Origin of the sequence: Brevibacterium sp. BRM-1, assembly GCF_026802075.1 — a bacterium.
GTDB classification, from domain to species: Bacteria; Actinomycetota; Actinomycetes; order Actinomycetales; family Brevibacteriaceae; genus Brevibacterium; species Brevibacterium rongguiense.
Window position 1 is genome coordinate 1920313 of record NZ_CP113788.1, and the last position, 13475, is coordinate 1933787.

Below are 13475 nucleotides of genomic sequence, written 5' to 3' on the forward strand. Positions count from 1 at the left end.
GTGGTTTGATTGCCGCTCGCAGGGCGCTCCAGGGACACCTCCCACGGCGTCACCGGAGCGGCCAGACAACCGCAGCGTCGCGAAGGGAGCACCCGGTGACCGCCCAGCACGCACCCCAGACACCCCCGGCGCTCACAGCCGCGGAGGCAGTCCTCGACGCGGCCCACCTCGCGCGAGCGCAGGCCGTGTGCGCCCAGCTGACCCGCGCCTATCTCCTCGAGCGCACACCCCTGGGCACCGGACGGGGCACGGATGCGCGCGCCTCGTCCGACCAGCTGCCCGCGGAGTTCGCAGACCTCCTCGCGGCACTGCCGGAGGCGGCGTGGGCGGCGCTGGCCGCGGGGGCGGACATCAGCCTGCACCGGGCGCACACGCTCGGCACTCGCTCATTTGCCGTGTTGACGGTGCTGCCGGACCTGTTGGCGCTGGCTGCCGCGGCGCAGCTGCGCTACGGCCGTCTCGAATACGCCGCCGGCAAGGGCATGCAGTTGGGGGAACCGCTGCGCAGCCGCTTCGACGGGCTCGTCTGCGCGGTCCCCGCGGCCTGGGAGTGGAAGCGCTGGAAGAAGGCGGTCGACGACATCTTCGCCACCCTCCTGCCCACCCCGGACCGGGAGAGCGAGGCGCACCGCGGGCGCCGGGTGGCCTATTGGAACAACGGTGACGGCACGGCGTGCATGCAGTTCACCGGCCCCACGGTGGTCGTAGCCGCGGCATACCGCCGCTACACGGCCTGGGGTCGGGCGATTCTCGCCTCGCAGACCGGAGTCCTGGCCGAGCACACACCCGAGCTGGGAGCAGCCGACCGGATCGCCGCCGAGGCGACACTCGACCAGCTGCGCTTCGACCTCGGCATCCTCTCCGTGCCGCGGCTGACCCTTCCGGTGCAGCGGGCCGATGGGACCACCGCCGCCATTGCCGTCACCATGCCCACGAGCGAGGCCTGGCTGCGCGGCCAGGCGGCCGTCCAGGTGACGCTGCCCCTCCTCACGCTCGTCGGCGCCTCGGATCTCCCGGGCCACCTCGATGACCTCACACCGGTCTCCGCCGAGGATGCCCGGCGGATCGCGGTGCACGCCCCGTCGATGCGCCGCATCCTCACCGATCCGGTCACGGGGACGGCCGTCGAGGCGATGGCCAGAAGCTATCCCGTCCCCGCGGCCCTCAGAGCAGCGATCCGAGCGCGCTGGGTCTGGTGCACCGTGCCCGGATGCTCGCGCAGGGCGGAGAGCTCGGATATCGACCACATCTCCCCATTCCAACGAGCGCACCCCGAGCGGGGCGGCCTCACGCAGCTGTGGAACCTCCATCCGCTCTGCCGTCGCCACCACAACCTCAAGACCAGCGGAGTCTTCACCGTCGCCCGAGATGACCAGGCGGGCCTCGCGACAGCACCCGCCGGCGAGGCCGTCGCGACCCTGGGCATACCGGGGGTGGGCGGCGGCGTCCGATGGACGTTCCCCGCGGCGGTCGCCGGGCCAGTGGCACCACCGGGCTCGCACATCGAGGTGGAGCACGCGTGCCAGATTGCGCGGCTCGCGCCTCCCCCACTCGCAGCACCCCCGGCGGATCCCTCAGACCCCGCGGGCGGTGCAGACCTCCCCAGCTCGGCAGATCCCGCAACCGGTGCAGACCCCGTGACCGACGATCCACCGCCCTTCTGAATCGGTTGCGCACATGTCCAACCCGGCTGCACACGTCCAACCCGGCTGCGGGAATGCCCGAACTGCTGGGCGCATGCCACGATGGGGCCATGCAGGCACACGAGGCGGGAATCGCGATCGGAACGCGCACCGCCGGTACCCACAACGCCATCACCGACGTCGCGGGAGTGCGCGTGGGGCACTGGACGCGCATGGAGGGAGAGGGGCCGCTCGACCGAGGAGCCGGACCAGTGCGGACGGGCGTCACGGTGATCGATCCCAGCCCCCACGACGTGTGGACGGCCCCGCTGTGCGCGGGCTTCCACCGGCTCAACGGCAAGGGGGACATGACGGGCATCCAGTGGCTCATCGAATCGGGCACGCTCAGCTCGCCCATCGCACTGAGCAACACGAATGCCCTGGGCACGCTGCGCACCGGCCTCATCCGCCACCGAGCCGACCAGGCCGCGCGCAGCGACGGCAACCCCACGTTCTCCGGCCAGCCGGTCTGTGGGGAGACCAACGACGCGTTCCTCAACGACATCGCCGGCTTCCACGTCACCGAGGAAGCGGTCGCACAGGCCCTCGAGGCCGCAGCGGGCGGCCCCGTGGAGCAGGGCAGCGTCGGTGGGGGCACCGGCATGATCTGCCACGACCTCAAGGGCGGCATCGGCACCGCCTCGCGCCTCGTGCCGGCCCCCGCCCCTAACACGGCCGCTGACACGGGTACTGAGGCTGCCACGCGCACTGACACCGACATGGGCACCGCCGCGAATATGGGCACAGCCACGGGCACTGGCCAGGCGGGTGACTACACAGTGGGCGTGCTGGTCCAGGCGAACCACGGCACGCGCAGCCGGCTGACGGTCAACGGCGCACCGGTGGGCGCGCTGCTGTCCGCACCGCTGCCGCAGCCCGGTCCCACGGATTGGCGCAGCGCAGCCGGACGAAACCGCGCAGCCGGCAGCGCAGCCGGTGGAAGCAGCGCAGCCGCCAGCGGGCCAGGCAACACCGCCTGCGGCACACACGGTCGCGAGCCCGGCAGCGGGTCAGTCAGCGAGTCCGGCAGCGCCTCGGCCTCGCCTTCCCCGCTGGCCCCGGGCGAGGGGTCGATCATCGTCATCGTCGCCACGGATGCGCCGCTGCTGCCGCATCAGCTCAGCCGGATCGCGCAGCGGGCCGGGATGGGCATCGCCCGCACGGGCGGAGCCGGGGAGTACTCGAGCGGCGACATGATCGTTGCGTTCTCCACGACGGCCGGGCTCGCGGAGTCGACGCGGTATCCGGCGCAGGCACCGGACTTCGACCGGCTGCGCACGCTCACCGATCGCAGCATCAACGAGCTCTACTGGGCCACGATCGAAGCCACCGAGGAGGCCATCGTCAACGCCATGCTCTCGGCCCCCACGATGGTCGGCCGCGACGGCAACACGGTCACGGGTCTCGACGCGGCCGAACTGAAGGCGCTGCTCGACAGATTCGGCCTCGCATCGCCCCCGGCCGCCGGATCATCCCGGGCGTGAACCGCCTGCGGGCGGTCAGCCCTCGGATGCCCCACCCCCGTGTGACCTGGCCTCGGGCGGCCCTCCCTCATGTGACCTGCCCTCGTGCGGCCCGCTCTCGGACGACCTGCGCGTGGCCGCACCACCCGCTGCCACAAGACCCGGAGCGCGCCCGGGATCGATGAGGGCGGAGAGGACGAGCGCCGTGCCGGCCCCCACGCAGAACCCGGCGGCGGTGTCGGTGAACCAGTGGACGCCCAGGTACAGGCGGGTGGCCGCCACGAGGACGGACAGCCCCAGGGCGGCCGCCCACACGAGGGCCATCGACACGGGGCGTCGGAGCATCCCGCACACCACCACCGCCGCCGCGCACGCGAGCGCGGCGGTCCCGGTCGCGTGGCCCGAGGGGAAGCTGTAGTCCGCCTCGAACACGAGCCGGTCGATGGCGGGCGGGCGCTGGCGCTCGAAGACGAACTTCAGCAGGTAGGTGATCCCCGCCGCCAGGGCGACGGACCCGAAGACGTAGACCGGCACCCGCCAGCTGCGGCGCGCCCACCACAGGACCAGCCCGGTGGCGAGCGCGAGCAGGATGGTGCCCGCGGGAGAGAACGCCTCGGTGACGGCCACCGCCCATGCCGTGATCACGGGGCGGGGGCGGAATGGCTCATCGCCCCATTCAACCCTGTCCGGATGGGAGACCGCCCAGCACCGGGGCGCGCGGTGCCCGTGTGACACCGCATGACCTTCCGGCGCGCCGCCCACCCACCACCGGAGCAGAATGCGCTGGTGAACGCACAGCACCGAGCCACGGGCTCCTCCCCCTCCGCGTCCCCCTCCCCCACCTCACAGCACGGCCAGCCAGAACAGCACGGCCAGCCAGCGCCGCTCATCATCCGCACCGCCGGTGACGTCAACCGCGTCCTGGGCCTCTACGGCTCCCAGGGCACGAAGACGAAGGCGATCATCCTGCTGGCGCTGGGCGGGATCTTCATGGACGCCTACGACTTCTCCTCGATCGCATTCGGCATCACCGCCATCAAGGCGGAGTTCGGGCTCAACGGCTTCATGACGGGCTTCGTCAACGCCGCGATCATGATCGGCGCGGTGGCGGGGGCGGTGTTCGGCGGCTACCTCGTGGACCGCTTCGGCCGCTACAAGCTGTTCATGGCCGACATGGTCTTCTTCGTCGTCGCGGCCGTGGGCTGCGCGCTGGCCTGGGACGCGTGGTCGCTCATCGGCTTCCGCTTCATCATGGGCATCGGCGTGGGCCTCGACCTGCCCGTCGCGATGGCGTTCCTCGCCGAGTTCTCCAAGCTCGCCGGGCGCGGCAACCGCTCGCAGCGCGTGAACGCGTGGTCGCCGGCCTGGTACATCGCCACGGGCACCGGCTACCTCATCGTCCTCATCGTCTTCCTGCTCCTGCCCATGGAGCAGCACGCGATCCTGTGGCGCATCGTCGTGGGCTTCGGCGCGGTGCCGGCGCTCATCGTGCTCCTCGTGCGCCGCCGCTACATGGCGGAATCGCCGCAGTGGCTGGCCGACAACGGCGACGTCTCCTCCGCCGTGGACATCATGCGCAGCCACCACGCGCTCGACGTCGTCTACGAGGCGCCCGAGGCGCAGCAGGGCCGGGCGGGCCGCGCGCGCTGGGCGAACTTCGCGGAGCTCTTCAGCCCCCGCTACCGCAAGCGCACGATCCTGGCGCTGTGCGTCTCCGTGTTCTCCACCTTCGGCTACAACGCGGTGGCCTACGGAACCCCGCTCATCATCACGACGCTCTTCCATCAGGGCCCGCTCGTCACGATCATGGCCTCGCTCATCATCAACCTGTGCTTCGGCGCGCTCGGCGGGCTGCTGGGCATGAGCATCGTCAACCGCTTCGGCACGCGCGCGGTGACGGGCACGGGCTTCGCCATCCAGGCGGCCGCGCTCATCGTGCTCGCAGCCGTGGGCATCCCGGCCGGCGGCCTCGTCGTCGTCTCGATCGCCATGCTCGCCGCGTTCATCTTCGCTCAGGCCGGCGGCCCGGGCGCGAACCTCATGAACTATGCGACGCTGTCCTACCCCAGCCGGCTGCGCGGGATCGGGGTGGGCTTCAACCAGGCGGTGCTGCGCACGTTCTCCATCGTCTCGCTCATCGCGTTCCCCATGCTCGCGGCTTCGCTGTCCACCGGCGTCTTCTGGATCGTCGCATGCGCCCCGCTGGCCGGTGCGATCGCGGTGGCGCTCATCCGCTGGGATCCCACGGGCGTGGACGTGGATGCGGAGGACCGCGCCGCGGCCTGAGCCGGGCGGCCCGCCGGCCTGCTCGCCGCTGCCCCGCTGGCCTCGCTGGCACCCGCACCATCCCGCCGCCGAGGCGCGGGCCGGCACTCAGTTCCGGCGCAGGCCCGCGCGGGCCAGGTCCGCGATCGCCGCGCACACGCGGTCCAGCCGCTCGGAGGCGAGCTTCCAGCGGTGCAGGTACAGCGGCACATCGGCGGTGGTGCCGCGTCCGGCGAGCGCGATGAGCGGTGCGGGCGGCTGCGGCAGCGCACCACCCGCCGCCGCGTCGGCCAGCTGCGCCTCGGGCACCATGCCCCAGCCGAGTCCGGCGCGCACGGCCAGCGCGAATGCCTCGGAGGTGGGCACCTGGTGGTGGGCGGGCGCCTCGGTGACACCGCGGGCGGCCAGGAGATCGGTCTGGAGATCGTCGTCGGCACCGTAGTCCACCCAGGGCAGCGCGGCGAGCTGCGCCGCGCTCACGGAGGCGCGCCGCAGGCCCCCACCGGGCCCGCTCCCCTCCTGGACCGCGCCGTCCGACGACGCCGCATCCCCCGCCGGCACCGCGATGCCGCGCTCGGCGAGCAGCGCCTCGCTGGCCACCGCGCGATAGCGCATCCGGCCCAGCGCCACCGCAGCGCAGCCCGCCGGCGGGCGCGGCTGCGAGCTGAGCGCGGCCATGACGGTCCCATTCGTCAGCAGCGCAGCGGAGCTGCCCTGGTCGACGACTTCCAGGCTGAGCAGCGCATCCGGCCACTGCGCGGCGCGCGCGAAGAGCGGGCGCAGCCACGTGGCCAGAGAATCCGCGTTGACGGCCAGGCGCAGTGCGACGGGCACGACGGCGCCTCCCGCAGCTCCGTCGGCCTCTCCGTCGCCGTCTCCACCAGAGCCCGAGCCGGTGGCGAGGGGGCCGCCGAGACCCGCCTCGGCGAGGCAGGCGAGCGCATCGGCCTGCACGAGCAGCACCTGGCGGGCGGTGCGCAGCACGATCTGCCCGGCCTCCGTGGGCGCCACTGGCGAGGTGCGCCGCAGCAGCACCGCCCCCACGTGCGCCTCGAGTGCCCGGATGCGCTGGCTCACGGCCGAGGGCGTGATGTGCAGGCGCCGTGCGGCGGCGTCGAGCGCACCGGCGTCGACCGCCGCGGCGAAGGCGCGCAACTGCTCGACATTCATCCCGTCCTGCCCTCCGACCCGCGCGCTCTCATGAAGCAATTCTGCATGAGGATGAGAATCTGTCACGTTTCTTCACCCACTCACGGCCCGTTTTCGGCCCCGCCGCGGGCCGCGCGGACCTACCGTTGAGCCATGCTCACTCACGCCTTCTCCGGCCTACTCGCCGGCTGGTCCATCATCATCGCCGTCGGTCCGCAGAACGCCTTCATCCTGCGCCAGGGCCTGGCGCGCAAGCACGTCGGCCTGGTCGTCGCCATCTGCACGCTGGCCGACATCGGCCTCATCGCGGCCGGGAACCTGGGCGTAGGGGCCCTCGTCACGGCCGCCCCGTGGGCGCTCGAGGTGCTGCGCTGGGCCGGGGCGCTCTACCTGCTCTACTTCGCCTTCCAGTCCTTCCGCAGCGCCGCCACGGCCAGCGGGCTGCGCGCAGGCGGCGGCTCCGATTCGGTGCGCACGGTGGTGCTCACCACGCTCACGATCACGTTCCTCAACCCGGCGGTCTACCTCGACACGGTGGCCATGCTCGGCACGCTTGCCAACCAGTCGGCCGGGCACGCGTGGGCGTTCTCCCTGGGGGCGATGCTCGGGTCGGTCACGTGGTTCGCCGCCCTGGGGTACGGCGCCCGCGCGCTGGCCCCGCTGGTGTCGTCGCCGCGCGCGTGGCGCTGGATCGACATCGGAATCGGGATCGTCGTGACCCTGCTGGCGCTGCGGCTTATCCTGGGCGCATGAGCGCACACACCTCCACCGCATCCGTGCCCACCGACCGCGCCGGCCGCTACGCCAAGCAGCTGAGCGACCACATGGGCCGCAAGGCCGACGCCCAGTGGGACGCCGAGGCGGGCACCGGCACGATCGTCTTCGCCGACGGCGCCGCCACCGCGCGCCTGACCTCGGCCCCCACCGCGCTGGACTTCGCGCTCGAGGCCGTGGACGCCGAGGCGCTGGCGCGCTTCGAGCACGTGCTCGGCATCCACCTCATCCGGTTCGGCCGGCGCGACGAGCTCGTCTGCTCGTGGGTGCGCACGGACGGCACCCCGGGCACCTCGCAGAGCGTCGCCGACCTCGAGGACTGAGCGAGACCTCGAGGACGGAGCTACAGCTCGAGGCTCGGGTGGAGGTCCTTGATCCTCACCACCCGCTTGGCCGAGCACGCGATCGTGCTCACGAGCAGGCCGCACAGGCCGAAGAGGATGAGGACGAGCGCCGCGCGGACCGCGTGGATGGGCTCGCCGCCGGCGATGAGCGCCCGCAGCCCGCTCACCGCCCACGTCATGGGCAGGTAGGGCGAGATCGCCTGGAAGAACGCGGGCGCCGTCTGCACCGGATACGTGCCGCCGGCCGCGCCCAGCTGGACCATGAGCAGGACGAGGGCCAGCAGGCGGCCCACAGCGCCGAACAGCACGACGCACATCTGGTGGATCGTGTGGAATGACGCCGCGACGATGATCGAGAACAGCAGCGTCCACAGCCACGACGACACCGTGAAGTCGAGGATGAACGCGAGCGTGGCCCACAGGATGAGGACCTGGCCCACCGCGAAGATGAGCGCCGGAACGTAGCCGCTCCAGGCCACGCGCCACGAGCTCGCGGTGGAGGCGAGCGCCCGGAACGGGATGGCCTTGATGACCATGTACGTGATCATGCCGCCGATCCACAGCGCCAGCGAGATGAAGAACGGCGCCAGCCCCTCGCCGTAGTAGTTCACCGCGTTCTGGGGCTCGTTCTCCCCGGTCACCGGCAGGGCGACGACTTCCGAGCGGTTTTCGCGGTCCGACTTCGAGTACGTGGGGATCTGCTTGGCCCCGTCGTCGAGGCCGGCGGCGAGCTGGCCGGAGCCGTCGTCGATCTTCTTGGCGCCGTCGGCCAGCTGGTGGGAGCTGTCCGCGAGCGTGTTCGCGCCCTTGTCGAGCTTGACCGCGCCGTCGTTGAGCTTGACCGCCCCGTCCGCCAGCCGCTTGGCTCCGCTGGCCGCCTGGCCGGTCGAGTCGTGGAGGGTGTTCGCGCCCTTGTCGAGCTTCACGAGCCCCGTGTGCAGCGTGCCCGCGCCCGCGGCGACCTGCTGCGCGCCGTCGTTGAGCTTGCCGATCTGGCGATCGGCCCGGTCGACCTGCTTGATGAGACGGTCGGCCGATGACTGGGCGTCCTTGCGCAGCTGCTTGCCGTCCTCGAATGCGTCCACGGCCCGCTGGTGGGCGGCGTCGAGGTCGTCGCCCACGGCATCCGCCCGCTTGACGAGGCGCTGGATGTCCGGATCGTCGGGGTACTTCTTGGCCAGCCGCTCCACGTCGTCGCCGATGTCGCCGCGCACGGTGTTGCGCGCCGTGTCGAAGTCCTTCGCGGCGCGGTCGATCTTGGGCGCGGTGGCGTTGACGAGGTCATCGGCGCGCCTGTGGAAGTCGTCGGCCTTCTTCGTCGCGTCATCGGCCTTGTCCTGGAGCTGCGCGGTGCCGTCGGCCACCTGCGAGGCGCCGGACGCCAGCGTCTTCGACCCCGAGCGGGCCTGGCCGGTCGCATCGGCGAGGTCCCCGGCCCCCGCGTCGAGCTTGACGAGCCCGGAGTGCAGCTGGCGGGAGCCGGTGACGGCCTGCCCCGTGCCGTCCACGAGCTCTCCGGTGCCGTCGGCCAGCTGGTCCGCGCCGTCGGCGAGCTTGACGGAGCCCGTGTGCAGCTGGGCCGCCCCGTCGTGCAGCTCGCCAGCGGAGTCGGCGGCCTTGCTGATGTTGTCGAAGATGTTGTTGAAGCCGATGTAGACCTGGTTGACGTACTTGCCCGTCGTCGTCTTGTTGAGGTTCTCGCGGATGACATTGAGGATCTGCGAGGCGGCCTTGCCCACGATGTAGTTGTTCGCATCGTTGGTCTGCATGTTCAGCTGGGCCTGCTCCGGGTCGTCGCCGCCGGTGGAGACCAGGTGCGCGGAGAAGTCCGAGGGCACCGTGAGGATCGCCGCGTACTTCCCGGAGTCCAGGCCCTGCTGGGCCTCCGAGGCGCTCGTGGACTTCCAGGTGAAGCCCGCGCCGTCCTCGCCGGTCATGTTCTCCACGAGCTCATCGCCCGCGTTCACGTGCCCCTCGCTCTTGCCCCCGGTCGCCGAGGGCTGCTCGGCGCCCCGGTCGAGGTTGACGATCGCGGCATCGAGCTTGTCGAGGTTGCCCGGGGGGTCCCAGTTCGACGCCAGGTACGTGCCGCCGTAGATCGTGGGGATGATGAGCACCACGATGATCGCGAGTCGCGTGAGCGTGCTCCGCTTGAAGCGGGAGAGCTCGAGGAACGGAAGGGAGAACATCTGCACTGCCTTAGGAGCGAGGGCGGAGCCCGAGGTGGACGATTTCGGACGCGGGATCGGCGACGTGGGCGTGGTCGAGGGCGACGCGGTCGGCGAGGACCTCGTCGAGCTCCTCGTGGGTTTCGCACGTGACGATGAGGGTGGGCTGGCCCACCTGTGGGCTCTCGAAGATGGTGCGGCCCACGAGGAGCGCGAGCCATGCGCACTCGCGGTCCTCGCGGCGGCGCAGCAGGTCGATGTTGTCGAGCGCCAGGACGGGCGACCTCGCCAGCGAGGCGAGGGCGGCGTCGAGCAGGAACTGCTCGAGGTCGGTCAGCTCATCGGCGTACGCGCCGGTGGGGAACGGGCTGGGGTCCGACCCCGCGACGGCGGAATAGGCGCCCTGCACCTCGTGGTAGATCCGCGCGAGCCGCTCGAGCACCTCGTTCACCCGCTTCTTCGACACCCACGGCTTGTACCAGGGCTGGAGCATGATGAGGCGCTCGGCGACGAGCTGGCGCACCCGCAGGTTGTTGTCGAAGTCCGTCAGCCCGCTCACGTGGCCGATCGAGACGAGCCCGCGAACCGTGCGCGCGCTGCGGCGCAGGTCCACCCCGTAGATCTGCGCGGACCCGGCATCGACGCGCATGCGCCCCGCGAGGGCGAGCAGCAGCGAGGTCTTGCCCGACCCCTCGGGACCGGTGATGACGAGCAGGCCGCCCGTGGGCACGTGCGTCTCGACGCCTTCGAAGACAGGCCTGCTGCCCTTCATGCCGAGGCCCGCGGCGGCGATGGCGGGCATCTCCGGGTCCCAGTCGGCGGCGATCCGCGGGGCGGAGAAGAACGAGAACAGAGAACCCACGAGGACCTCCCAGGTGTGAATGGCCAATCGTATCAGCGCCGGCGGCGCCGCTCAGGCGTCTCCGCCGGTCACGGCGTACGCCTCGGTCAGCTCCGCCTCGGCCGCCGCCTCCCGCTCCGCGCGGGCGTCCACGCGGGCCACGAAGCGCCGGCAGCACACGAGCACGACCGCCGCGATGAGCACCGTGGCAGCGCCCAGCAGGTAGGGCATCCCCGCGCCGGCGAGCGCCACCTGGCCGGCCACGAGCGGCGAGAGCGCGCCGCCGAAGAAGCGCACCCCGGAGTACGTCGCCGAGGCGACCGGCCGCGGCAGCTCGGAGGCCTCCATGACCGTTTCCGTCATCGCGGTGTTGACGATGCCCAGCGGCAGGCCGGCGAGCACGACGCACACGATGAGCGCGGGCATCGAGTGCACCGCGAAGATCATCGCAGCGAGGATCGCCGCGGTGGCCGTGAGCGCTCCGGCGAGCACCTTGAGGTGTCCGAAGCGGCGGGTCAGCCACGGCGAGCCGAGCACCGAGGTGAGCGCCAGGCACATGCCCCAGCCGAAGAAGATGAGGCCCAGCTGGTGCGCGCCGAAGCCCTCGATGCCCGCCTCCTTGGCGGCCGCCTCGAGCGGGAAGGGGGTGTAGGCCAGCAGGGTGAAGAAGCCGAAGTTGTACAGCAGCGCGGCAATCGACAGGGCGAGGATGCCGGGGTGGCCGAGCGCGCGCAGCGTGGCAGACAGGCGCACCCGCTCCGGGCGCGCACCCGCCTCGCCGCGCAGCAGCACCACGATCGCGGCGAAGCCGATCGCCATGAGCGCGGCGGTGCCGAAGAACGGGCCGCGCCAGCTGATGCCGCCCAGCAGGCCGCCCAGCAGCGGGCCGGTCGCGATGCCCACGCCCAGCGCCGCCTCGTAGAGGATGATCGCGCGCTCCGAGCCGCCGGAGGCGGCGCCCACGATCGTCGAGAGGGCGGTGGAGATGAAGAGCGCGTTGCCCAGACCCCAGCCGGCCCGGTAGCCGATCACCTGGCCCACGGAGCCGGAGGCGCCGGCAAGCGCGGCGAATACGACGATGAGCGCCAGGCCGATGAGCAGCGTGGCCTTCGACCCGATCCGCGAGGAGACGAAGGACGAGAAGAACATCGTGATCGCGGTGATGAAGAGGTAGCTGGTGAACAGCAGCATCGACTGGGCCGGGCTCGCGTGCAGCGAGGCGCTGATCGCCGGCAGGATCGGGTCGACGAGGCCGATGCCCATGAACGCGATGACGCAGGCGAATGCGACGGCCCAGACGGCGCGCGGCTGGTGCAGGAGTGACGGGGAGGAGGACGGGGAGGACGTGGTCAACACCTTCTTCGTGGGGGATGCGGGCAGGGGCTGCGTGCCGTGGGGCACGCGGGCTCAGGCGGGAGTGAGCGCGGCGGGCAGGTCCGGCATCCCGGGCTGGCCGTCGATGAACGCGCTGAGGATCTCCACGGTGCGCGCGATGGCGCGCTGATCGTCGGCGCTCAGGCCGGCCATCATGGGCTTGAGGTAGTCCGCGGCGATCGCCCGCTCCACGGCGAGCCGCTCGCCCCCGGCCGCGGTGAGCGAGAGGCGGCTGATGCGCGCGTCGTCCGCGTCGTGGCGGCGCTCGACGAGCCCCTCGGCCTCCAGCTTGGAGGCGAGCTTCGTGGCGGCGGGCTGCGAGCTGCCGTAGGCCTGCGCGAGGCCGCCGATCGTCACCGAGCCGTACTGCTCGATGACGGATAGGGCGCGCCAGACGCTCGCGGACTCGCCGGTCCGGGTCTCCCGGCTCAGGCGCCGGATGAGGCGCCCGCCCACGGTCACGAGGTCGGAGCCCAGGTCGTCGAGATTCATATCAACCAGTTATATACCTGGGTTATGTTTATGTGCAAGCGCCGCCCCATCCCGGAGGGGGTGGCGCCTACTCCGGCAGGGTGAGGATGCGCGGGCCGTCCTCGGTCACCGCGATCGTGTGCTCCGTGTGCGCGGCCTTCTTCCCATCGGCCATGAGCAGGGTCCAGCCGTCGCCGTCGACCGTGAGCGCCTCCGTCCCCATCCCCCACCAGGGCTCGATCGCGATGGTGAGGCCCGGCTCGAGGCGGAGCCCCTTGCCCGCGCGGCCCTGGTTGGGCACGTGGGGCTCGCCGTGCATCGTGCGGCCCAGGCCGTGGCCGCCGAAGTCCGTGTTGATCCGGTAGCCGCGGGACCTGCCCACCGCCCCGATGGCCGCGGAGACGTCTCCCAGCCGGCCGCCCGGAACGGCGGCGGCGATCCCGGCGTCCAGCGCGTCCCGCGTCGAGGCGATGAGGGCGGCGCTCGCATCCGCATCCGGCACACCTGCGCCCGCCGGGCTGCCGGCGTCCGCCCCGACGACGACGGAGACCGCGGCATCGGCGACCCAGCCGTCGATCGACACGGCGAAGTCCAGGCTGAGCAGGTCGCCGGGGGCCAGCACGTGGGGACGGGGCTTGCCGTGCAGCGCCGCATCGTTGACGGACAGGCAGATGACATTGCGGAACGGCCCGCTGCCGAACGCCGGCGCATAGTCCCAGTAGCAGGACTCGGCCCCGCGCGCCTTCACCATCCGCCGCGCCTCGTGCTCCAGGTCCATGACGTCGACCCCCGGCTCGGCGCGCTCGGCGAGGGTGCGCAGGGTGTGGGCGACGAAGCGGCCGGTCACGGCCATCTTCTCGATCTCGGCGGGGGTCTTCAGCTCGATCATGGCTCCATCCTCGCACCCGGGGCCGCCGGTTCGGGTTTTCCCGACCCGCCCGGCG

The 13475-nt window shown here is 72.0% G+C and carries 12 protein-coding genes; 5 read left to right on the forward strand and 7 right to left on the reverse strand.

Translation table 11 applies throughout. The features are described 5' to 3' along the window. The first annotated feature begins 95 nt into the window (after window positions 1-95). Together BRM1_RS08360 and BRM1_RS08365 are read left to right on the forward strand one after the other, a co-directional pair. Complete coding sequence (locus BRM1_RS08360; protein WP_268525154.1) at window positions 96-1664, forward strand: HNH endonuclease signature motif containing protein; 1569 nt, start codon at window positions 96-98, stop codon at window positions 1662-1664. A gap of 89 nt (window positions 1665-1753) precedes the next feature. Continuing rightward, entirely contained in the window at window positions 1754-3166 is a 1413-nt protein-coding gene (locus BRM1_RS08365; RefSeq protein ID WP_268525156.1) for a P1 family peptidase, read from the forward strand. A gap of 15 nt (window positions 3167-3181) precedes the next feature. On the opposite strand, the gene BRM1_RS08370 is transcribed toward BRM1_RS08365, so the two are convergent. After that, window positions 3182-3790 carry a phosphatase PAP2 family protein gene (locus BRM1_RS08370; RefSeq protein ID WP_268525159.1) on the reverse strand — a complete coding sequence of 203 codons (609 nt, stop codon included), beginning with the start codon at window positions 3788-3790 and terminating at the stop codon, window positions 3182-3184. 141 nt (window positions 3791-3931) lie between these two features. Here BRM1_RS08370 and BRM1_RS08375 point away from each other — a divergent pair, with 141 nt between their 5' ends. Continuing rightward, window positions 3932-5431, forward strand: coding sequence for an MFS transporter (locus tag BRM1_RS08375; RefSeq protein WP_268525161.1), 1500 nt, complete (start codon window positions 3932-3934; stop codon window positions 5429-5431). Between the two features lie 87 nt (window positions 5432-5518). Here BRM1_RS08375 and BRM1_RS08380 read toward each other — a convergent pair whose 3' ends face one another. Then, window positions 5519-6580, reverse strand: coding sequence for an ArgP/LysG family DNA-binding transcriptional regulator (locus BRM1_RS08380; protein WP_160952834.1), 1062 nt, complete (start codon window positions 6578-6580; stop codon window positions 5519-5521). Window positions 6581-6712: 132 nt separating this feature from the next. Between BRM1_RS08380 and BRM1_RS08385 the strand changes: the two genes are divergently transcribed. Continuing rightward, window positions 6713-7312, forward strand: coding sequence for a LysE/ArgO family amino acid transporter (locus BRM1_RS08385; RefSeq protein WP_160952833.1), 600 nt, complete (start codon window positions 6713-6715; stop codon window positions 7310-7312). Beyond that, on the forward strand, window positions 7309-7656 hold the full coding sequence (locus tag BRM1_RS08390) for a DUF2218 domain-containing protein (protein ID WP_160952832.1): 348 nt from the start codon (window positions 7309-7311) through the stop codon (window positions 7654-7656). Before BRM1_RS08385 ends, BRM1_RS08390 begins: the two co-directional genes overlap by 4 nt. A gap of 20 nt (window positions 7657-7676) precedes the next feature. Here BRM1_RS08390 and BRM1_RS08395 read toward each other — a convergent pair whose 3' ends face one another. The 5 genes from BRM1_RS08395 to map form a co-directional block, all read right to left on the reverse strand. Then, entirely contained in the window at window positions 7677-9866 is a 2190-nt protein-coding gene (locus tag BRM1_RS08395) for a YhgE/Pip domain-containing protein (RefSeq protein WP_268525167.1), read from the reverse strand. Window positions 9867-9876: 10 nt separating this feature from the next. Then, on the reverse strand, window positions 9877-10707 hold the full coding sequence (locus BRM1_RS08400) for an ATP-binding cassette domain-containing protein (RefSeq protein WP_268525169.1): 831 nt from the start codon (window positions 10705-10707) through the stop codon (window positions 9877-9879). A 51-nt stretch (window positions 10708-10758) separates the two neighbouring features. Further along, window positions 10759-12039, reverse strand: a complete 1281-nt coding sequence (locus BRM1_RS08405; RefSeq protein WP_268525171.1) for an MFS transporter — start codon at window positions 12037-12039, stop codon at window positions 10759-10761. A gap of 54 nt (window positions 12040-12093) precedes the next feature. Next, a complete protein-coding gene (locus BRM1_RS08410; protein WP_268525173.1) occupies window positions 12094-12552 on the reverse strand; it encodes a MarR family winged helix-turn-helix transcriptional regulator in 459 nt (152 codons plus the stop codon). 67 nt (window positions 12553-12619) lie between these two features. After that, window positions 12620-13420 (reverse strand): type I methionyl aminopeptidase, encoded by an 801-nt coding sequence (map, locus tag BRM1_RS08415; protein ID WP_268525175.1) that lies wholly within the window; start codon window positions 13418-13420, stop codon window positions 12620-12622. Between the last annotated feature and the right edge of the window lie 55 nt (window positions 13421-13475).

Bases quoted from the DNA above. Each gene is read 5' to 3' on its own strand.
- BRM1_RS08365 (WP_268525156.1), top strand. From the start codon at position 1,754: ATGCAGGCACACGAGGCGGGAATCGCGATCGGAACGCGCACCGCCGGT.
- BRM1_RS08380 (WP_160952834.1), bottom strand. From the start codon at position 6,580: ATGAATGTCGAGCAGTTGCGCGCCTTCGCCGCGGCGGTCGACGCCGGT.
- BRM1_RS08385 (WP_160952833.1), top strand. From the start codon at position 6,713: ATGCTCACTCACGCCTTCTCCGGCCTACTCGCCGGCTGGTCCATCATC.
- BRM1_RS08390 (WP_160952832.1), top strand. From the start codon at position 7,309: ATGAGCGCACACACCTCCACCGCATCCGTGCCCACCGACCGCGCCGGC.
- BRM1_RS08395 (WP_268525167.1), bottom strand. From the start codon at position 9,866: ATGTTCTCCCTTCCGTTCCTCGAGCTCTCCCGCTTCAAGCGGAGCACG.
- BRM1_RS08410 (WP_268525173.1), bottom strand. From the start codon at position 12,552: ATGAATCTCGACGACCTGGGCTCCGACCTCGTGACCGTGGGCGGGCGC.
- map (WP_268525175.1), bottom strand. From the start codon at position 13,420: ATGATCGAGCTGAAGACCCCCGCCGAGATCGAGAAGATGGCCGTGACC.